General features: G+C 39.1%; 17 protein-coding genes, 1 tRNA gene, 1 pseudogene and 1 riboswitch. Of the genes and pseudogenes, 4 read left to right on the top strand and 15 right to left on the bottom strand.

The genetic code is table 11. The features are described 5' to 3' along the window. The gene (locus Q8G36_RS17970) at positions 1–951 is read left to right on the top strand and encodes a response regulator (protein ID WP_305162025.1); all 951 of its coding nucleotides are present in this window, start codon (positions 1–3) and stop codon (positions 949–951) included. An 82-nt stretch (positions 952–1,033) separates the two neighbouring features. On the opposite strand, the gene Q8G36_RS17965 is transcribed toward Q8G36_RS17970, so the two are convergent. From Q8G36_RS17965 to queG, 8 genes are all read right to left on the bottom strand, one after another. Beyond that, positions 1,034–2,041 carry a FecCD family ABC transporter permease gene (locus Q8G36_RS17965; protein ID WP_305162024.1) on the bottom strand — a complete coding sequence of 336 codons (1,008 nt, stop codon included), beginning with the start codon at positions 2,039–2,041 and terminating at the stop codon, positions 1,034–1,036. Beyond that, positions 2,038–3,048: a FecCD family ABC transporter permease gene (locus tag Q8G36_RS17960; protein ID WP_305162023.1), complete on the bottom strand. Its 1,011-nt coding sequence runs from the start codon at positions 3,046–3,048 to the stop codon at positions 2,038–2,040. The genes Q8G36_RS17965 and Q8G36_RS17960 overlap by 4 nt, the downstream gene beginning before the upstream one ends. A 66-nt stretch (positions 3,049–3,114) precedes the next feature. After that, positions 3,115–4,035: an iron-hydroxamate ABC transporter substrate-binding protein gene (locus Q8G36_RS17955; RefSeq protein WP_305162022.1), complete on the bottom strand. Its 921-nt coding sequence runs from the start codon at positions 4,033–4,035 to the stop codon at positions 3,115–3,117. Further along, complete coding sequence (locus Q8G36_RS17950; RefSeq protein ID WP_305162021.1) at positions 3,986–4,834, bottom strand: ABC transporter ATP-binding protein; 849 nt, start codon at positions 4,832–4,834, stop codon at positions 3,986–3,988. The genes Q8G36_RS17955 and Q8G36_RS17950 overlap by 50 nt, the downstream gene beginning before the upstream one ends. 301 nt (positions 4,835–5,135) lie before the next feature. Beyond that, on the bottom strand, positions 5,136–5,885 hold the full coding sequence (gene nfsA, locus Q8G36_RS17945) for an oxygen-insensitive NADPH nitroreductase (RefSeq protein WP_305162020.1): 750 nt from the start codon (positions 5,883–5,885) through the stop codon (positions 5,136–5,138). A gap of 86 nt (positions 5,886–5,971) precedes the next feature. Then, positions 5,972–6,460, bottom strand: coding sequence for a tRNA (uridine(34)/cytosine(34)/5-carboxymethylaminomethyluridine(34)-2'-O)-methyltransferase TrmL (trmL, locus tag Q8G36_RS17940; protein WP_098370923.1), 489 nt, complete (start codon positions 6,458–6,460; stop codon positions 5,972–5,974). 67 nt (positions 6,461–6,527) lie between these two features. Beyond that, on the bottom strand, positions 6,528–7,385 hold the full coding sequence (locus tag Q8G36_RS17935; protein WP_305162019.1) for an amidase domain-containing protein: 858 nt from the start codon (positions 7,383–7,385) through the stop codon (positions 6,528–6,530). Positions 7,386–7,582: 197 nt separating this feature from the next. Beyond that, the gene (gene queG / locus Q8G36_RS17930; RefSeq protein WP_305162018.1) at positions 7,583–8,722 is read right to left on the bottom strand and encodes a tRNA epoxyqueuosine(34) reductase QueG; all 1,140 of its coding nucleotides are present in this window, start codon (positions 8,720–8,722) and stop codon (positions 7,583–7,585) included. Between the two features lie 105 nt (positions 8,723–8,827). Here queG and Q8G36_RS17925 point away from each other — a divergent pair, with 105 nt between their 5' ends. Next, complete coding sequence (locus tag Q8G36_RS17925) at positions 8,828–9,496, top strand: B3/B4 domain-containing protein (protein WP_305162017.1); 669 nt, start codon at positions 8,828–8,830, stop codon at positions 9,494–9,496. A gap of 972 nt (positions 9,497–10,468) precedes the next feature. Here Q8G36_RS17925 and Q8G36_RS17920 read toward each other — a convergent pair. The 5 genes from Q8G36_RS17920 to mgtE all read right to left on the bottom strand — a co-directional run bounded on the left by Q8G36_RS17920 (position 10,469) and on the right by mgtE (position 14,817). Then, positions 10,469–10,542: transfer RNA gene (locus tag Q8G36_RS17920), tRNA-Gly, on the bottom strand. Between the two features lie 189 nt (positions 10,543–10,731). Then, entirely contained in the window at positions 10,732–11,145 is a 414-nt protein-coding gene (locus Q8G36_RS17915) for a YbjN domain-containing protein (RefSeq protein WP_063235961.1), read from the bottom strand. Between the two features lie 166 nt (positions 11,146–11,311). After that, positions 11,312–11,467 carry a hypothetical protein gene (locus Q8G36_RS17910; RefSeq protein ID WP_305162016.1) on the bottom strand — a complete coding sequence of 52 codons (156 nt, stop codon included), beginning with the start codon at positions 11,465–11,467 and terminating at the stop codon, positions 11,312–11,314. A 560-nt stretch (positions 11,468–12,027) separates the two neighbouring features. Then, the gene (locus tag Q8G36_RS17905) at positions 12,028–13,056 is read right to left on the bottom strand and encodes an NADP-dependent oxidoreductase (RefSeq protein ID WP_305162015.1); all 1,029 of its coding nucleotides are present in this window, start codon (positions 13,054–13,056) and stop codon (positions 12,028–12,030) included. 402 nt (positions 13,057–13,458) lie between these two features. Continuing rightward, positions 13,459–14,817: a magnesium transporter gene (mgtE, locus tag Q8G36_RS17900; protein WP_305162014.1), complete on the bottom strand. Its 1,359-nt coding sequence runs from the start codon at positions 14,815–14,817 to the stop codon at positions 13,459–13,461. A 290-nt stretch (positions 14,818–15,107) separates the two neighbouring features. Beyond that, positions 15,108–15,273, bottom strand: a riboswitch (M-box (ykoK) riboswitch). 355 nt (positions 15,274–15,628) lie between these two features. Here mgtE and Q8G36_RS17895 point away from each other — a divergent pair. Both Q8G36_RS17895 and Q8G36_RS17890 read left to right on the top strand, forming a co-directional pair. Further along, positions 15,629–16,972, top strand: a complete 1,344-nt coding sequence (locus Q8G36_RS17895) for an alpha/beta hydrolase family protein (protein ID WP_305162013.1) — start codon at positions 15,629–15,631, stop codon at positions 16,970–16,972. A 1,280-nt stretch (positions 16,973–18,252) separates the two neighbouring features. After that, positions 18,253–18,381, top strand: coding sequence for a hypothetical protein (locus tag Q8G36_RS17890; protein ID WP_255256698.1), 129 nt, complete (start codon positions 18,253–18,255; stop codon positions 18,379–18,381). Between the two features lie 495 nt (positions 18,382–18,876). On the opposite strand, the pseudogene Q8G36_RS17885 reads toward Q8G36_RS17890, so the two are convergent. Both Q8G36_RS17885 and Q8G36_RS17880 read right to left on the bottom strand, forming a co-directional pair. Further along, a pseudogene (locus Q8G36_RS17885) lies at positions 18,877–19,806 on the bottom strand (sodium:solute symporter family protein); the annotation flags it as partial. 55 nt (positions 19,807–19,861) lie between these two features. Further along, the gene (locus Q8G36_RS17880) at positions 19,862–20,602 is read right to left on the bottom strand and encodes a class I SAM-dependent methyltransferase (protein WP_305162012.1); all 741 of its coding nucleotides are present in this window, start codon (positions 20,600–20,602) and stop codon (positions 19,862–19,864) included. Between the last annotated feature and the right edge of the window lie 60 nt (positions 20,603–20,662).

The following is a 20,662-nucleotide window of genomic DNA, read 5'->3' as shown; positions in this document are numbered from 1 at the left end:
ATGCGTTTTTTTATAACAGATGATGATTGTGCCATACGTTCAAACCTAAGCCAAATTATAGAGAACGAAGATTTAGGAGAAGTGGTGGAGGAAGCGGAAGATGGCAGTCTATTAGAAGGACATATTTTGAATTTAAAACAAATTGATATATTATTTATTGATTTATTAATGCCCATCCGGGATGGCATTGAGACACTTCGTCATATAAAAAGTACATTTAACGGGAAAATAATAATGATTTCGCAGGTTGAATCCAAGGAGTTGATTGGTGAGGCATACTCGCTCGGAATCGATTATTATATTACTAAACCAATCAATCGTATTGAAATATTAACAGTCATTCGAAAAGTTATGGAACGCATTCATTTAGAAAGATCGATCACTAATATCCAAGCCTCTTTAAATAGTGTATTGAATTTTGAGCAGCCAAAAGTTGTTGATAAATCAAATAATTTTAATGAAAAAAGTATAAGGGAGGTGGGCGAATTCCTTTTATCGGAATTAGGGATCGTGGGAGAAAATGGGGCAAAAGATTTAATCGAAATGCTTCAATATTTATTTATGTATGAACAGACTTTTACTTTTGGACAGCATTTCCCTACCCTTAAAGAGATCTTTGTAGAAATCACCAAAAAAAAGCTCGGAACATCAGCTTTGCCGGTTGATATCAATCGGGAAATAAAAGCTGCCGAACAGAGAATACGCAGAACGATTAACCATTCGTTAAATCATTTTGCTTCGCTCGGTTTAACGGATTTTTCGAATCCGAAGTTTGAAAATTACGCTTCTAAATTTTTTGATTTCACAGTCGTTCGCCAAAAGATGAAAGAACTGCAAAATGATTCAAAAATAGTTCTTACACCTACCCGGGTAAATACAAAAAAGTTTATTCAAGTATTTTATTTCGAAGCAAAACGATTGAATCCTGATGAAATAAATAGATATAGATAATACATGATTTAAAACAAAAAATTACGGAAGAACCAAAAAACATAAAATCCCCTGAATGATTTCAAGGGATTTTAACAATATCTTATTTTTTCAACAATAAATACATGAAATAAGGTGCACCGATCAATGCAACTATGATACCTGCAGGAATCCCCTCGGGTTCAACTATATTACGGCCTATCGTATCGGCAAGTAACAATAGCCATCCACCGATTAAAATGGCAACCGGAATGAATAGTTGATTTCGAGGTCCTACCATAGATTTAGCTATATGCGGGGACATGAGTCCAATGAATGCAATTCCGCCTGTAACAGAAACGGCAGCCGCGGCCAGTGCTACAGCTGTGATTAGCAATACGATCCGCTCTTTTTCAATCGATACACCGACCCCGATTGCGACCGGTTCACTTAAACCAAGCAGATTCAAACGATTTGCTTTATATAAAGTGAATGGGATGAGGATGATTAACCATGGAAGAACTGCCCAAATGAAGGGCCAATCCGTGCCCCATATATTTCCCGCCAACCATTTTGCGATGAAATCGACTTTTGCTCGTTCCGCTGATGAAATGAGGACAATCATCAGGCCTGAAAGTGCCATTGAAAAACCAACCCCAATCAACACTAACCGAACGGGTTCAAGGCCACTCCTTCTCTTAAATGAGAGGATATATATTATACAGGCCGTCAATAACGCCCCTATAAAACCGACAAGCGGGATCATATAAACAAACGAACCTGCATCAATTGGGGAAAACAGAAAGAAAGCGGCAATGGCAACACCTGCTCCTGAGTTGATTCCGATGATTCCGGGATCGGCTAAATCATTACGTGTGATTCCCTGTAGAATGGCTCCCGATAGTGCAAGGGCCATGCCTGCTAAAAGGGTAATGATGATTCGTGGCAATCGGACGGAAAATAATATGAATTCCTCTTTAAACGTCCCTTGCCCGAAAAGCGTTGGAATCAGTCGCCCTAAAGAAAGATTCGAATATCCCGAACACGTTCCAATAATGATCGTAATGATAATGAGTGCGGATAATGCACCTAATATCCATCGCTGTTTTTTGACTAAAGCTGACTGGATCATGAAAATGCTTTACCTCCTTTACGCACGATTAGGAGGAAGAAAGGTAAACCTATCATCGCAACAACCGCTACTACAGGTGTTTCATATGGTGAATTGATGGTACGGCCGATCGTATCGGCAAGTAGCATGAAAGTGGCTCCCAAAATCGCGGACATAGGCAGGATGAAACGATAATCCGTACCCACGATAGCCCGAACAATATGGGGGACCATCAACCCGATGAATACCATATTCCCAACAAGCGCAACGGCAGCGCCGGCTAGGAGAATGATGACTACAAAGAGAACCGCTTTTATTTGTGTTGTCTTTTGACCTAATCCTACCGCCACCTCTTCACTTAAGCTAAGTATGGTGAGCTGTCTGGAAAAGATAAGGGAGATCAGGATGCCAATTAATATGAACGGGACAATTACACGAAGCTGCCCCCATGATGTTCCGATATTCCCGCCAGCAGTCCACATCGATACATCTTTTGATACTTTGAAATAAATGCCGACCCCTTGCGAAACGGCAAATAGGAATGCAGAGACTGCAGCACCAGCCAATACGATCCGTAAAGGAGAAAATCCTCCCTTTTTCATCGCACCGATCCCGAAAACCATGGTTGCCCCCACAGCGGAACCTATAAAACACGCAATCATGATCCCTAAATTATTAGCATTCGGAATAAAGGCCAAAGTAATGGCGAGACCTGCATTGGCTCCTGCCGTCAATCCAAGTAACCCCGGATCAGCAAGTGGATTCCTAGTCATTCCCTGCATGATGGCACCAGAAACGGCAAGCGCTGCACCAACAAAAATCGCCCCCACTTCACGAGGGAATCGGATTTCCCTAATGATTGAAATCTTTTCACCGGCAGCATTTGATGTCAGTGCTTGCCAGACATCTTTTACGGTAACATCAGCCGCACCAAATGCCATTGAAATAATGAACATGCCTATGAATGCAGCAATCCCTATGATCAGTTTATATATAAATGGGATGAAACGTTGATTTTCATTAGTCATCTGTCTCTCTCATCTCTTTTTTATAGAATAAAAGGAGAGGAATTGGAATCCCTCTCCCTCGCTTTATTATTTTCCAAGAAAACTCTTGGAAAAGAAGTCTAATTGGTAATCTAATGTTATTGGGTCATTGAAGAAGAATTCTTTCGCATTTACTTCAAATAGTTTATTGTTTTTAACAGCAGGAATGTTTTTATACGTATCTGTTTGTTGGAATGAACTGTCCTCGTCTTTATTATTACTCAAAATTACATAATCACCGGCATAGTCTGCCAGGACTTCTAAGGATAAAGCAAAGTAACCATCTTTCAACGCCACTTCTTTTACTTTTTCAGGCATGGCCAACTTCATTTCTTGATAAAGGATTTCCGTTCCACGACCCCAATTATCGCCAAATACATAGAACTGTTTGTCAAACTTTTCGAATACGGAAACGGTTGTATCTTCACCGATTTTGGCTTTAATATCTTCACCGGTTGCTTTTGCCCGTTTTTTGAAATCATCCACCCAAGCTTGGGCTTCTTTTTCTTTATTCAAAAGCTTACCAATTTCTACGTGCTGTGTTAAATAGTCCACTTTTCCGTATGTATACGTTACTGTTGGAGCAATTTCACTTAATTTATCAACATTTTTAATCGTGGATAAACCAATGATTAAATCCGGATCCAACTCGATGATCTTTTCAAGGTTTTCGTCCGTCACTTCTTCGACATCTTTTAATTCTTTAAAGTTAGGGTTCATTTTAGACCAGGAATCGACACCTACAAGGTTAACATCTAAAGCCATTACGTTACCCGCGAAAGTAGATAGTACTAAAACACGCTGAGGATCTGCCGGAACTTCAACAGGACCATTTTCAGATTGATAGGTGATGGTACCTGATTTTTCCTTTTTTGAAGCTGAGCTTTTTTCTTTTTCGGTTGACTCGTTACCACAAGCACTAATAATTAACACTAACAGCAGTATAAACGGGATCATAATCTTTTTCATTTGTTGTCAAATCTCCTTTTAATAAATTGTATGTGCTGCACATTGGTTTGTTCGTTCGTTGATCTCGTCCGATTACCGCATCAATATGGAATACTTCCTTAAGCACTTCATGTGTGATGACTTCTTCACAATCCCCCGCTTTGACTATTTCCCCGTCCTTTAAGGCAATGATATAGTCGGCAAAGCGAGCAGCTTGGTTTAAATCATGAAGAACCATGACAATTGTACGTCCCTGTTCTACATTCAGCCTCTGTAATAATTCTAGAACTTCCAGTTGATGCGCCATATCCAAATAGGTGGTCGGCTCATCAAGGAAGATGATTTCCGTTTCCTGGGCAAGGGCCATGGCAATCCAAACACGCTGGCGCTGACCTCCTGAAAGAGCATCCACCGGACGGAACTTGAAGTCTTTCGTGCCGGTCACTTCAAGTGCCCAATCAATCACATCATAGTCTTTTTGGGTCAGGCGCCCAAAACCTTTTTGATAGGGAAAACGCCCATATGATACGAGCTCCCCAACTGTCAACCCGCTTGCACTCTCGGGTGTCTGCGGAAGTATGGCCATTTTTCTTGCAAGGATCTTAGTGCTTTCTTTTGAGATATTCACCCCATCTAAAACAACCGTACCTGATTGATTTGGAATGATCCTGGTGATCGCTTTCAAAAGTGTGGATTTTCCACATCCATTTGAACCGATGATCGTTGTGATTTTTTTATCTGGAATTTCCACACTGAGATCTTTTACAATTAAACGTTCACCATAACCAATATTTAAATTCTCTGTATATAGGCGAACCATTTTTTAACCTCCATTTACTTAAAAAATAGGTAAGTAAAAACTCAAATGAAAATGATTATCATTATCTATTACTTAATTACTATAATTCTATCTAAATATATTGTCAATGGTAATTTCATGGGGATATAAGAAGAAATTCTGCCAGGATTTTTTGAGCCGAACTGTATATACCTACTGACAAATGAATGCAGTAAAGATCCCGGAAACATTTCCGGGATCTTTACTGCTTGGCCCTTACTCAGGACTTTGAAAGATGTCCTTTATGGGAAGGCAAGAATATTATTCCTAATAGGGCATTTCATCAATGTTTCTTAAATCCTTGTTTCTCAACGTAATCTTTCATGTACAACCTGCTTTTCTTACCAAGCATTCCAGCCATTTGCTCGGTCCAGGTGTCTTTTCGTTTACCTTTAGTCCGTCGCTCATAATAACTGGAAATCGTTTCGTTATACTCTTCAAGTTGTCCGATGAACTGTTGCTTATCCTCCTGATATCCATTTTCATGATAGATATTGGAAAGCGGCAAACGCGGCTTTTTATCCGACCGGTTTTTCGGATATCCGACCACTAGAGCGAATAATGGTATAACGCGATGCGGTATATTCAAAATCGCTGACACTTCCGGGAGATTATTGCGGATCCCGCCTATATAGCAAATGCCAAGATCCATCGATTCTGCTGCCAATGCTGCATTTTGAGCCGCGAGAGCAGCGTCAATACAGGCAACCATGAATTTCTCCGTACTTTCAATCGATTCGGAAAGGTCCGTGTTTTCCATTTCGGAAACCATATCCTGACGATATAAATCGGCGCAAAAGACGAATAGATGCCCATTCTTCTCTACATAAGATTGTGGTCCGGCAAGTTCAGCAAGCTTGGCTTTCTTTTCCGGATCGGTTACCCCTATGATTGAATACGCTTGAATATAACTGGAAGTCGATGCCGCTTGGGCACATTCCACAATCGTATTGATTTGCTCCTCAGACAATAACCTGTCCTCAAAAGAACGAATGGAACGATGATCTAAAATCTTCTCAATAATATTATTCAATGAACCCACCCCTAAAGAATATGTAAAGTAAAGGATCCATCATCGGGGCTGAAATGCCCCCGATGACAGTATGACATCGATGAAACTCAACCTTTTGTTTTCAAATCCAATTCACGGTAATTTTGCTGTCTCAGTGCTTCATAAACCAAGATGGCAGCCGTGTTCGACAGATTAAGGGAACGTACTTTATCCGTCATTGGAATCCGCAGGCACCGATCCATATTTTCTTGGATCAGCTCTTTCGGAAGACCCGTCGTTTCACGGCCAAAAATAAAGTATATCTCACTGTCTTGATCACTGTAATCGAAGCTGGAATGCGGCTGCTCTCCGAATTTCGTTAAGTAATAAAATTCACCGCCGGCATTTCTTTCATAAAACTCTTCTAACGAATCATAATAATGGATCTTTACATTCTCCCAGTAATCGAGCCCGGCCCGTTTGAGCTGTTTGTCATCCGTTGAGAAACCGAGCGGGCGAATGAGATGTAAAGACGTATCCGTCCCTGCACACGTTCTTGCGATATTTCCTGTATTTGCTGGAATCTGTGGTTGATATAAAACTACATGTATTGACACTTCATTTTCACCTCTAGTTTGAACTTCACCTTAATTATAGCATTAAACAAAAAAGACTAAAAACCAATCACCCTCCATCCAAAATCACAAAAAATTTATAAACGATGTTCGGTGTATACCTGGTTGAATCCTCATACGTCCAATATCGGTGACGGCTGTTCATCGTATGGGCATTCACAAGCGGCATCCCTTCCTGATCCTTCGCCGTTACGATCAAGTTATGATCAAACCGTCCGTTCCCTTCGAAATCTATGCAGAGGATATCACCCAAATTCAATTCCTTGGCCGACTCCACCTGCTTTGTCCTGATGGCATTCCCGGCTTTAAGCAGATGATATAAAGAATGGGCCGTCGTCCATGTGTAACTCCAGCTTTTCCCTCTTATCCACCAGCCCTTATTTTTGTTTGGCGCCCCCCACATCGGTATTCCTCCCGCATGTAAACATTGTGAAATGTAATTCGTACAATCATCAGTGAATTTATAATAAGCCGGATTGAATTCATTCCACCAACGCTCGGCATATTGGACGGCCTTCATTCGATCATACTTATATGCGAGACGATTTGCGCCTGGATCACATTTTGGCGCTGCCTCTTCGGTTTCAAAGCTGGGAAACAGCTCACGTTCATCCACTATATACCCATTTCGAAACCGAGCCTCCCTTTCTTCCATTTCTTCTTCTATATAAAATGAATCCTCCTGTTTCAATAAATATTGCAGGTGCACATGATATGTCAGAACTGTATCACTGTCTTCCTTTCTCTTCGAATGTACCTTGCCTGCAGCATTCACCCGAACAATTTCCGCAGCACGGTTCCTCATCATTTCCTTCTTCAAATGTAACTTCCTTTCACCCCGATCCAGATCATCGGAAGTATAAAACTCCACTCTTTCTTGTAAAAGGCGTTGCAATTGTTCCCTCAAGTTCATGCCCTCCTTCTTACCATCTATGCTAATGTGTATGTATAAGGGCATGGACAAAAACACAACTTCATAAATCGGGAGTTTCAATCCTATAACTATAATGAAACTTTTTTTAAAGGTTTTCCTTAAAGGTACCGGAATATCTTAAGCAAAAAAGCCGCCCCGTTTATATTTACGAGGCGGCTGCATTTTAGTTATCATTTTGTTTCCAAGGTAAACTGCAGTCCTTTCTCAATTTCCGCCAGTACCTCTTCATCCGTTTCCTTCATTCGTGCTTCTTCCAGAATGGGAACGGCCTGCTCCCGGCCAATTTTCCCAACTGCCCAGGCCGCCGTCCCCCGGATGACGGGTCGCGGATCATCCCTCATGACCTGGATCAATTGGGGCAATGCCGTTTCATCTTTGAAGTGGGCCAATGCTAAAATGGCATTTCGTTGGATTGGTTTTTTACCGCGCCAAGAGCCAGATACATGGCCGTATGTTTCTTTGAAGTCCCGATTTGAAATCGTAAGCAGGGGTTTCAACAGCGGTTTCGCCAGCTCGGGGTCGGGTTCCATTTCTTCATGAAAATGAAAATCCATTCCTTTGTTTTTCGGACAAACGGTCTGACATGTATCACACCCATACAAACGATTACCTATTTTCGTCCTGAACTCATCCGGAAGGAAACCTTTTGTCTGCGTTAAGAACGCAATGCAACGCTTGGAATTTAGCTGCCCGCCTTGAACGAGCGCACCAGTCGGGCAAACATCGACACATTTATTGCATGTCCCGCATTGATCTTCCATGGGTTGATCCGGTTCAAATGGCAGGTTGGTAATCATGTCTCCCAAATATACATAAGACCCGAATTCCGGAGTGATGATCATACTGTTTTTTGCACTCCAGCCAATTCCTGCACGCTCAGCCACTGCCCTATCTGATAATTCGCCCGTATCAACCATGGATTTCGTCACTGCCCCTGGTACTTTATCTTTAATAAAATCCTCAAGCAGCTGCAATTTATTACGAAGAACGGTATGATAATCCGTTCCCCAAGAAGCCCGGCAAAAGATCCCGCGGCGCTCACTTTTTTTACTTTGCGGAGCATCCTTCAATTTCGAAGGATAAGCAAGCGCAATCGAAATGATGGATTGCGGTTTATCGAATATCAATTCAGGCCTTACCCTTTTTTCTATATCGGCTTCTTCAAACCCTGACTGATAATCCAGTTCCTGTTGACGTATCAGCCGCCCTTTCAATTCGGTAAAAGCCGTAGCCGTTGTAAAGCCGATTTTATCGATGCCGATTTCCTTACTATATAAAATCACTTCTTGCTTGAATAAGTTCATATCCATATTTATCACCTACGTTCATTCAGTATTCCCATTGAAGCTTGAATCCATTTCAAACCATTGCTATCTATGATAAACTAATTGCAATCATTTTTGGAGGTGAAACGGTTGGAAATTACCGTATCAGCTAATCTTAGCAGTAAAATCCCTGAATTCAAAGTTGGGATCATTACATACGAAAACATCGAAGTAGGTCCCTCCCCGCAAATGGTGAAAGGAAGACTTCAACTATTTCAGGAAGCTCTTTTCTTCGACCTTGAAGAAAAGGAATTGACCGACTTTTCCGGCATTAAAGTGTGGCGGGAGATTTTCAAGGCTGCAGGAACAAACCCGTCACGGTATCGCCCCTCCGTGGAAGCCCTTTACCGCCGCGTAAAAAAACAGAATTACTTGACACCTATCCATTCAGCCATCGATTTGAATAACTTCTTCTCGCTATTATATGAAGTTCCGATCGGCATTTATGATGCGGAAAAATTATCAGGAGACATCTCGATTAAGATCGGCGAGGGGTCAGATGGTTATGACGGTTTAAACGGCCGCTTGAATTCCATGGAAAATATGATTACATCAGCCGATCATGATGGTGCATTCGGAAGTCCTTACGTTGATTCAGAACGCACGAAAGTCACCGAAGAAACGAAAAAAGCCATCCAAATCATTTATTTACAACCCAATACTCCAATCACGGAAGCAGATCAGTTAACGAAATCCCTGATGGACATGTTCCTTGAAATCCACGGTGGTGAAGGGACTTACTCGATTGTAGAAGGATAATTAAAGTTGAACGGAAATAAATCCTTTCCACAATCGGAAGGGGTCTTTTTATGATTTTTCCAATTAATAAAAAAAGTGCGCTGGTATCCTTTTATTCAACCGATCGATCCATCCCCTGAAAAAAGGCGATAAAATGATTCCTGGAATTTAAGAGCATGAAGGATATTCAACTCTCTTTATCAATACTACAAGCTTGGGTAAGTGCACATGACAAATAATATTTATAATCACTTTGATTTGTTTCTATTATAAGAAGCGAACTGGTTACAGACTGTAGTCAAATTAATAAAATTAATAAAAGTTGCTTATTTCAGAAATCCGCTCCCTTTCCGCCGACTGTCTGCCAAGCCTCCTCGGCGCAAGCGCCTGTGGGGTCTCGGCTAGCCAGTTATTCGGCAGGAGTGTCGTAAATTTCTTCCATCCATTAAGGATTACAGTAAAAAACATCAAGGATCACCTAGTCCTAAACTTGGTTCGGGATGAGTCCATTCTACAATTTTTTCCCAGAAAAACGTTTCAGCTGATTTCAGCCGGAGCACTTTTTTTCGACCTACACCTCACTATTCGGACTCCCAATCCCTTTTTGTCGCCAAACTGCAACCATAACAATGATTATATAGCCTGGCACGCCTTGCTCTTCCCCATTAACAGTCGCTAAACAGACTTCAACTACACAACTTGCCAGTTTGGACAAAAAAAAAGCACACACTCATTCAAACTGATTCTACTAACGCAGTTAATCACATTGAACAAGTTTGTGCTGCATCGAAATCCCCACTCTTTCGGATGGAGGATAATCAAAAAATAGAAAACTCCGGTTTTTGGTATGATATACGGTATTACCGCTTCAATAAAATGCAGGCAATTTGGACAATAAAAAAATCCCACTGTAAACAGTAGAATTCTTGTAATAATATTTAAACGCAAAGCTTCGTTCTCCAGGTAACGAAACCCTACGTTATGAGTATGTATTGGAGCGGGTGAAGGGAATCGAACCCTCATCATCAGCTTGGAAGGCTGAGGTTTTACCACTAAACTACACCCGCATATTCTTGTAGAAGTTTGTCGAATTACCAATCAACAAAATTAATTATATAGTTTAATGTGAGAAATTGCAATAGTTCTTTTAAAAAAAATTAATAATTAGCCTATTGTAAAGTTAATAGATTCATTTACTCTAGTAAAAATGTTAAAAAGTCCCCTGATTCAGAGAACTTTTCATCCCATATGCTGATTTAAGACCAAATGACTTCCATTAACCGCGGATAAACCTGCTGTGCCGTTTCAAGCAGCATGATTAACTTCCTGAACGCCAGATCCGGTACGATATCCCCCTCAATGGAGTATGAATACCGAATGGAAATGGTCCCATTTTCCTCATACAGCTTGGAATACCTAAAATTAGCATTATATTCATTCAGCAGTGTATGTACATCCTGTTTCTTTTCAGGGTTCTTCAATTCGGCGACATTAAAGCAAAATAAGTCCGCTACATTTTCATCTTGATTGAAAGCAAATACTAAAAGGACCTTCCACCCGTCCTTTAACTTTTGTTCAGCTCTAAAAAAGGTGGTGCCATCTTCATTCAACTCATTCATATAGATTTTCTCACTAGTTAAAAAATCACGAAATTTAGCAACGTTTGACATGGTTCATCACCTTTCTGTTTGTAAGTACATTTTATAATGAAAACCGGCATTTTTACAGACTTTTCTATAATCCTGCCAATTTCACCCTATTAACAGAGGCGATGAAATTACCCAAAAAATGAATGGGAGTCAAATATGAACTCCCTTATTAGAATCAATAGATTGATTAGCCAGTTGCTTCTCCGCAAAACTGAAACGCTTCTTGAAGGTCCAAAATTTCCTGGCGGATTTTTGAATATCCTTCAATTTCAGGCACTTCTTTATTAGTATGTGATCGACCTTTATCTGCCGCTATCGCCATGGTTTTGAATACATACAGCAATGAGCGAGCTTTCTCTCTGATAGGACTGGCCGTTCAGGCAAGCTGGCATTAGATAATAGCCCAACTGTTCTATCGAAAATATAACGGGCCAAAGAGATTCCAATCTAGCCTTGTTTTTGAATATCTCACCAAGGGATGCACTGTAGACGGTTAATAGATTCACCATATTTGTTTGCATTTTGTTCCTTTCGCTGCTTTCATCAATTACAAGGTCATTATCTTTTTTCAGAGAACGCCATCAATAATAACTGCCCCTTGCTACGAATCGTTTTGGCTATCAAATGATTGAGAAGAAAATGGATTCTTTTTTATTTCAAAAGCCTGTTTAAATGTCGTATGTATCGCATCTAATTTCAGAGATTCGGAAGAGGACTGTATAAACCCTTAAAGAACTGTAGACAAACTTCGATTTTCATCGAGTTTGTCTACAGTCTGGGATTATATCTTTTTATGAAAAGGAAAATGGCCTTTCCCCGATTGAATATCGAAAAAAGGCCGCTTTTATAATAAGCTGCATAAAAATCACAACAAAGGACCTTCCTCAGCTTATTCCATAAAACTTATAGTTGAGCAAATTCAGGTTCCGCAACTTTTACAAGTTGTTTACCGAGGTTCGTTCCTTTAAACAACCCTAAAAATGCATCAGGTGTGTTTTCGAACCCTTCAATAATCGTTTCCTCATACTTCAGCTTTCCTTCTTGAAGCCACTTACCTAAATCCATAGCACCCTCTTGGAATCTAGAGGCATAATTTCCTACTGTGAAACCTTTCATTAGTGCACTCGTTTTGATCATCGCCGATTGCAGACGCGGTCCTAGATCTTTTCCTTCTGCATTATACGAGGAAATCGCTCCGCATAATGGTATTCGGGCATTCGCATTCAAAAGTGTGAAAACAGCATCGGACACCTCGCCGCCCACATTATCGAAATAAACATCGACTCCATCGGGAACAGCATTAGCTAAATCTGCCGCAAAACTATCACTTTTATAATTTACGGCTCCATCAAATCCGAGCTCTTTCGTTAAATACTCAAGTTTTTCATCTGAACCAGCGATGCCAACAACCTTCGCACCTTTAATCTTAGCAATTTGTCCGACTACTGAACCAACTGCTCCAGCCGCTCCTGAAACCACTACAGTTTCACCTTCTTGAGGTTTACCAATATCAAGCAAGCCAAAGTAAGCAGTTAAACCGGTCATTCCAAGAATCCCTAAATGAGTTGTGACCGGAGCCACCTTGGGATCAATCACGCGGATTTCCTTTTCGGTCACAACTGTGTATTCTGCCCAGTCGATATTCCCAACAACGACATCCCCTTGTTTAAAGGAATTCGATTTGGACTCAACCACTTCAGCAACAACGCCACCCGTGATAACCTTATTCAATTCAAATGGAGCAATATATGATTTAGTATCTTGCATTCTGCCACGCATGTATGGATCGACAGATAAATAGAGTGTACGTACTAAAATTTCATTATCCTTTGGTGTGGGAACTTCACTCTCAACAAAGTTAAAATCCCCTTTCGAAGGCATACCTTTTGGACGATTTGCCAGGGTGATTATTTGTTGTTTGGTTTGTGTCATCATTGTTCCTCCTTGGTTTTGAATACGTAATTTCGAAAAGAAGCGTATCACTGATGAAGTTCATAGGTCAAAAAATATGATTGGCTATTGCTTCCACAACACTCTTTATGTAGCCTTTCCTGAAAACCCTAAACTTGCTACGACCTATTATGTCCCATATTTTTCATTTCAATATACGGTTCGCTTCCTAGAAAAATTTAACGGCCTTTCCCCGATTGGATACCGGGAAAAGGCCGCAGCTTGAAATGCACTATTTTTATTGGCCTGCTTGGCAGATGATCAAGCTCCGCACTTTCACCGATTTAAAACATCAGCGTGGACAATTTGTACCGCAATCATTAAGACTATGTTCGCCCTTGAAAAAACTTTGCAAACATATGTGAACTTGGTTTAATGGATAGTCTACATCAATTTTGAAATAAACATTGTTGCAATTCCAAAGTAAATAAGTAACGAGAGTATATCATTTAGTGTTGTAATTAGCGGACCAGAAGCAACTGCAGGATCGATGTTGAATTTATATAATATCAAAGGAATAATGGTCCCAGCTAAAGTCCCGATAATTAGGGTCATCACTAACGAACTTCCAACCACTAATCCCAGAACGGGATTTCCCTGCCAAACATAAGCTATGATGGAAATTAATATTCCACAGGTAATACCTATTATCAATCCAACTTTCAGTTCCCGTATAATAAGTCTGGTAACGACTCCTTTATCCGTATCACTAGTGATTAGGCCTCTTACAACAACAGCTAAAGATTGAGTACCTGTATTTCCAGTCATCCCTGCGATCATCGGCATAAAGAAAGCAAGTGCAACAACTTTGGACAATGTTTCTTCAAAACCGCTTATAATAGTTCCAGACACTAATCCGATAAATAAAAGTAAAATAAGCCATGGGAGCCGACGATATGCGGCTACGTGCGCCTTCGTGTCAAAGTCTATAGCTTTACCGGATGCCGATAATTTTTCAATATCTTCATTCGCTTCCTTAATGACAACATCAATAATATCATCAACGGTTACTATTCCTAATAACTCATTATTTTTTTCAACTACAGGAATTGCTAAAAAATCATATCGCTCAATAACACGAGCTACCTCTTCTTGGTCTTCATAAGCAGATACGGAGATAACCCGGCTATACATAATATCTTGAATTTTTTCAGATTCATCATTTATTATTAAATCCCGATATGAGACAACACCTACTAATTTTTTATCATTATCTATGACATAAAGATAGTTGATCGTTTCCGAAAACTCCGCAAAAATTTTCAGTTTTTCAACTGATTCACGAACCGTATAATGTTGGGGGATCCATACAAAACGGTTTGTCATTATTCGCCCGGCCGTTTCAGGGGGATAATTCATGATATTTTGAACGATTTTTGATTCTTCTTGTTTCATGCCTGAAAGAAGTTCTTCGATTTTTCCAGGGGATAGGTCCTCTAATAATGAAGCTAGATCATCATTATCCATTAAATCCATTACATGGCCGGATTTCTCTATTCCTAATTTACTAAGGATTTTTAATTGATGTACTTTTTCAACTTCTTGAATCAGTTCGGCGATTTGTTCTGAATCAAGGAACAACAAGAAGCGTGTATGGTGTTTTTCTGGGAGCCCCTCAAAAATTCGAGCAATGTCATATGGTTGGAGTTCTTCTAATATTGCTTGAAATTCTTTCTTTTTTCCTTCTTTTAAAACTTTTATGATTTGTAAAGTTATTTGATCTTCCGTCAGGACTTTTATCATTTCGTCACTCACTCCTTTTTAGGGGAGCCAAAAAATATTCCCCTTAAATATATAAGAGTAAAAAAAATATTATTATTCCCCTTCCAAAATCATTATGTTCATTCAATTCTCATCAAGCTTCGAGTATGTCGTCGTGAATAGTTATCCACTATCCTCTCACCTCCAGGAAAAAAATAAAAACACCTCCATAACAAAATGAAGGTGTTAAATACGGTAAAATATGCGTACATTGTCTGGATGACAAATACAAAAAGTCGTATACGACTGAATGACAAATACAAGCATAAAATCCAGTTCCTCCATTCGTAGAGCTTTAGCACTGTGTGGCATAGGACAAAGCCAGCTACATTAAAAACCACCTTATGTCGATGGTTTCTGTTGACCCATTGGCGTCTTTCGACATTTTTGGGCAGTAGCGTATCTCCTACACAGGAGCCTCACCTAACGAGGATATTTAATTTACACATCCACTCTAAAAGAGTTTCTTTTAGATGTCAATGTTTGATTCAAATAATTCTAAGGTACCATGAAAACAACACCGACTTAAGCGCTCGCGATTAAGACTGACTGATTGAATGTCTCTTCGATATTTTTTTAAAAACACCCCATCTGTACAGCCTCAATTACCACCATATTTAAAAAGATACAACGGAGAAATAAACGCAACCGTAAGGGAAAATACTGGAATTATATACGAAAAATTACTTATAATGAAGACGGATATGAATGACCGAAACTAAAAAACACGTTACATGTTCTAATAAAAAATATCTTTTTATCTCTAATTATTTAAAGAAAGGAAATTGTTCAAATGAAAAGACCTTTTGCGATTATATGCATTATCGTAAGTGCTTTTTTATTAATGGTAGGCTGCAGAACAAAGGACACGGTACAGGTGGAAGAGAAATCGAAGGAAGTAAGCTCTTTGAAAGCTATTGAAGGCAGGTGGGAGGGGGATATTAAGATTCCAAATCAACCGCTTCCAATCATTGTTCATTTTACGAAGAAAGATGGAACGATTAGTATTCCTGTACAAGGGTTGAACGAATTCCCCTTAACAAGTGTAAAGTTAAGTAAATCAGACTTGTTTTTTGATATGAAAATCCAAAATCAGCAAATAACGTTTGATGGGAAAGTAGATCAGAAAAAGATTTCAGGAACATTTGTTCAAAAAGGGCAAAAGTTCCCCTTTGAATTGGTCAAGAAATCCGATCAGGCAGTTGAAGAAAAAGAATCAGGTGAAATCGTGCAGGCCGACTTAAAGAACGGAACCATTAAAGGCCTTTTAGAAACACCAAAAAATGAAGGGCCTTTTCCGGTGATGATTTTAATTGCGGGTTCCGGTCCGACCGATAAAGATGGTAACACCATTGCAAATCCCGGAAAAAATAATAGTTTGAAAATGTTAGCCGAAAGCCTTGCAGAAAAAGGGATCGCAAGCATTAGGTATGATAAGCGCGGAATTGGTGAAAATATGCAATTGGCAGGAAAAGAAGAGGACCTGAGATTTGAACAGTATATTGATGATGCAGCTGCTTGGGTTCAATTTGCCAAAAAGGATGGCCGTTTTTCCAAAATCGGCATCATCGGCCATAGCGAAGGCTCTTTAATTGGCATGGCAGCAGCAAAGAAAACAGAAACAGACATATTCATATCATTAGCGGGTGCAGGCGAACCTATTGACCAAGTACTCATTAAACAGCTTGAAGGGCAACTGACACCGACGATATTAGCGGAATCCAAAGATATATTGACAAAGCTAAAACAAGGAAAACAAGTCGAGACTGTCAGTGCTGATTTGCAGAGTGTATTCCGCCCTTCTGTTCAACCTTACATGATTTCTTGGATAAAATATAACCCGATAGAATTAGTAAAGGAACTGAATATACCTGTTCTAATCGTAAACGGCAATAGAGACATTCAAGTGCCGGCAACTAACGCAAAAGCGTTACATAAGGAAAAAAGCGATTCTGAATTACTTATACTCGAAAAGATGAATCATGTATTGAAAGATGCCCCAGCAGATCGAAAGGGAAATTTAGCAACCTATACAAATCCTGAACTGCCATTATCTCCTGGATTGGTGAATGGAATTATTAAATTTTTAAACAAAAATGACATTCCAAGTAATGACGGTCATAAAAATGACAATTGAGAATCGTGTCTACCCCGGTTTTGCAAAGATCACTCAAATGATCGTCGTGTCCCCAATTAGGGTGAATAATCTTTTTAAGTTGTATCATCTTAGCCCTGGGTATCCCCTAGGTGTTTGTATTAGAATTCCCAGATAATATCGATGCTATAGAATTGAATAGTTTAATACATGAGTTAAAACCACTTAAATAACTTTATATAACTAGCAAAAGGCAGATGAACAAAAGGCAGAATATTTCTGCCTTTTGTTTTTATTTTTTCCGAGATATGATGTCCCACTTTTGAATATACGCTAATATTCTTTTTTGAAAGAGCATGAAAAATAATAAAGCGCTTATTAAGGAAGAAAAAGCAGCGACCAGAAAAGCACTCTCATGTCGAATTAATGGTACAAATGCTAGTAACTGTGGAGCAAATATTCGATTGAGCCTTCATAAAGTACAAAACAAAATCAGCTTTTGTGATTCCAAAAAAAGTACGTAAAATATATTATATCGAGGTAATTGTCGGAAATATTGTCCACTTAAAATAGCCTTCCTTCATTTACATGAGGATATTCACCAGTTGGAATTGGTGAACGATTCTTTTTCAACAAAATCTCACTTTCAGAAAAACAATGGTAGGTAATCTAACAAAGAGGAAGATTTTGTATAAAATCATTAGTATAATTGATGAAATTACAATAAGAAAGGAAAGATCACTATGAAGGTGTTTATACATGCTTTAAAAAAGAATACCACATGTATCCTTGAAATCATTTATCTGTATATACTGTTCTTTTTTTCAGAGCTACAAACTACTACTGCAAGCATATTAAAAATAAAGTAGGAATTATGTAATTTAAACCTCATGAATGAACTTATGTTAAAAGATCCTCTAGTTCGAAACATTCCCTAACGATATTTTATTTTATCTCCATAATCAGAACTTTCAACAGTCATAACAGCCATTTGGCACGCTTTGTCTGTGTAAAATCTCAAGGCGAAATGACAATTCCCTTTGCTGGCTCCAGATCGATAAACTTGAAGGTCCGTCAAGCATTTTTAGATTTTAACTCACTCCTCTGTGACTCAATTCTAACCAATCTACTTGATATGCAGCTGAGCCCCTTTTTCAACGGGTAATGATTATTCTACCTGTCATCCCTACTGAGCCACCGCTTCCTTGCCGTGAATGAAGGTTTTGAATATCACTTGGATAAAGATGTTCCTTTCAATTGAAAAACATAAGTTCACCAAAAAGGGACAAACTGTATTTGAAAAAAGAAAGGAGATGTGAGACATGACAAAAAAATTTAATAAAGGCAGCCGTAATCAAAATTCACCGCAATTACACGGACAAGCTCCTGTTAGCGGGGACAACAGCAAAGGAAATAAAAGAAATAAAGATCAGAGTTCTAAAACAGAGTAACTCAATGAAACAAACCGGCCATATTCAGACCGGTTTGTTTCATTTGCAGCTAATCTTCTTTGTTATTGGGCAGTAAGCGATCTAAATGAACTATTTTACCTCTCGTTGATGATTAATTTGTTCCCATGGATTATCAAAGACACCATCCCCAATTAGGGTTCAATTGAATTATCATGCACTGGACCAACTTGACAAAAAATACTCAATTTTTAGTGGGTCTATATTATCAGCGACACCGTACTGTAAATAGAGTGCTACAAAACTGGCCCCAGAAAAGTTTAATTGGTGGGCATTCGCTTTTCATAAACATATCGGAAGTTAATCTAAAAATCATCTTGAGTTAGCTATTTGATTCTTTTTGCAAGGACCTTGTGCTCTACTGTTGATATCTCCAAATCATCAGTATCTTGATGAGTATAAGTAATGTTTTTTGTCATCAGGCTGACAACCACCAAGACTGCGACATTAACAAATAGGGCGATAATTCCTACATTCAATTTGATTTTCCGTTGCCGATGGAGTGAATACGCTATATACATTTTTCACAAGCAATGTTGATATAGACATCAACAGCATGGAACTTGGCACTAGAGCGGCTAACACGCCAGTGCCACCAATTAAGCCCACAAACCATGGATCAAAATCCTGTTTAGAAAGCTGCAGCAAGATAAGATCGGCGTCGCTGCCTTTTAATCCAGGCGTCTGTAAGATAGCTGCGAATCCAACAAAAAAGGCAAACAATAAAATCAATTGGTACATTGGCATTAGGATTGCATTCTTTCGCAGGGCTTTCTCGCTAGAGGCAGCATAAATAGGAGAAAACCCGTGCGGCCACATATAAAATCCAATAGAGCTTAATACAACGGTCGATATATACCACGAAACGCTCATTCCCTGATCTGGAAGTATGGTATAGTTCGGCTTTGCCTGTTCAATAGCCTCATACATAGGTTGAATACCGCCATAATAATGAAGCGGGAAATATACTCCTAAAAATACAACGATGCCAAGAATCAGAATATCCTTCAAAATAGCTGTCCTGGCAGAACCGTGAATACCGGAAACCATCACAAAAATGGTAACACCAATTGCTCCAACCCAAATGGCAGCTGTAGAAGAAATGACTCCATAGGATGTTGCTGAAACGATATATCCTAACCCCTTCAATTGCAGGACTAAGTAGCAAGTACAAGCTATAACACCTATTACAGCAACAAGCACACCAAGGTAAGGACTTTGATATTTCTTCACAAAAAAGTCTGATTGGGAAACTAATTGGTGCTTCTTTGCATACCTCCAGATAGCAGGAAATGTCCAATAGGAGATGACTGTGGCCAGACAGCCATATGTCACGATACTAAAGATGGAACCACCTTCCCCATAAGCCGAACCACTTGCACCTAAAAAGGTAAAAGTAGTATACATAAAAAGAAGTCTATTCAAACTTCTTATAAAGGAAAGCATTGTTCTAGATTTAATATTACCAAACTTTCTTTGCCCTAATAATCATAAAAGACGGTTTTCTCATCTCATTAATAATCTTTGGTAAACTATTCAATGCTTTATTATTGGGAATAGGCTCAATTATTTGCTCAATCTGAAAGCCATTCAGGATTAGTCCATTTATTAGAGTTGAAAAAGTACGGTGGTATTTAACAATACCATCTATATACCAATGTTGTTGCCTTTCACCTTCTTCCTGATAATGATCAACTGCGTAATGTGATCTGTTATTTTCTTTATCAACTATCCAATTATCCATATTTCTTCTAGCTGTTACAATCGGATGCTCAATGGAGAAAAGAAAAACCCCCATTTTTTTTAAACTAAAATTAATTTTTTTTATGACAACATCATAGTCCCGTATATAATGTAAAGCTAGTGAACTAACTACAACATCAAATTCATGTTGTTTTAACTGAAGATCTTCTATAGCAATATTTACATAGTTAATACGTTCATGGGAATTTCTTTGCTGAGCAACTTGAATCATTTTCTTCGAAATGTCTATCGCCACGACCTCCCGAGCCTGTTCCTTTACACAATACTTTGCGAAGTCCCCCATACCACAGCCTACATCCAATACAATTTTATTCTTTAATTCAGGTAGCATATCTCTTAGGGTAGGTTGTTCTAGTAAATCATTGTAATTCGATTCAGACTCACGTAGGTTTCGGTAACTCTGGAAGAATTCTGGATGATCATAAATGTTTTGTTTCATGTTCAAAATCGCCTCTTTCTTAAGGGAATTTTTCATTGACACTATCATAATTTTTCCATA

The organism is Peribacillus frigoritolerans (assembly GCF_030676415.1).
In the GTDB taxonomy this organism is placed as follows: domain Bacteria; phylum Bacillota; class Bacilli; order Bacillales; family DSM-1321; genus Peribacillus; species Peribacillus frigoritolerans_A.
The sequence above is the reverse complement of the archived record's forward strand: the minus strand, read 5'-3'. Positions and strand labels throughout refer to the sequence as shown.

What these genes read in the sequence shown, in the direction of transcription:
- Q8G36_RS17970 (WP_305162025.1), top strand. Translation starts at nt 1, where the DNA reads ATGCGTTTTTTTATAACAGATGATGATTGTGCCATACGTTCAAACCTA.
- Q8G36_RS17965 (WP_305162024.1), bottom strand. Translation starts at nt 2,041, where the DNA reads ATGATCCAGTCAGCTTTAGTCAAAAAACAGCGATGGATATTAGGTGCA.
- Q8G36_RS17960 (WP_305162023.1), bottom strand. Translation starts at nt 3,048, where the DNA reads ATGACTAATGAAAATCAACGTTTCATCCCATTTATATATAAACTGATC.
- Q8G36_RS17955 (WP_305162022.1), bottom strand. Translation starts at nt 4,035, where the DNA reads ATGAAAAAGATTATGATCCCGTTTATACTGCTGTTAGTGTTAATTATT.
- Q8G36_RS17950 (WP_305162021.1), bottom strand. Translation starts at nt 4,834, where the DNA reads ATGGTTCGCCTATATACAGAGAATTTAAATATTGGTTATGGTGAACGT.
- queG (WP_305162018.1), bottom strand. Translation starts at nt 8,722, where the DNA reads ATGGATATGAACTTATTCAAGCAAGAAGTGATTTTATATAGTAAGGAA.
- Q8G36_RS17915 (WP_063235961.1), bottom strand. Translation starts at nt 11,145, where the DNA reads ATGTCAAACGTTGCTAAATTTCGTGATTTTTTAACTAGTGAGAAAATC.
- Q8G36_RS17905 (WP_305162015.1), bottom strand. Translation starts at nt 13,056, where the DNA reads ATGACACAAACCAAACAACAAATAATCACCCTGGCAAATCGTCCAAAA.
- mgtE (WP_305162014.1), bottom strand. Translation starts at nt 14,817, where the DNA reads ATGATAAAAGTCCTGACGGAAGATCAAATAACTTTACAAATCATAAAA.
- Q8G36_RS17895 (WP_305162013.1), top strand. Translation starts at nt 15,629, where the DNA reads ATGAAAAGACCTTTTGCGATTATATGCATTATCGTAAGTGCTTTTTTA.
- Q8G36_RS17890 (WP_255256698.1), top strand. Translation starts at nt 18,253, where the DNA reads ATGACAAAAAAATTTAATAAAGGCAGCCGTAATCAAAATTCACCGCAA.
- Q8G36_RS17880 (WP_305162012.1), bottom strand. Translation starts at nt 20,602, where the DNA reads ATGAAACAAAACATTTATGATCATCCAGAATTCTTCCAGAGTTACCGA.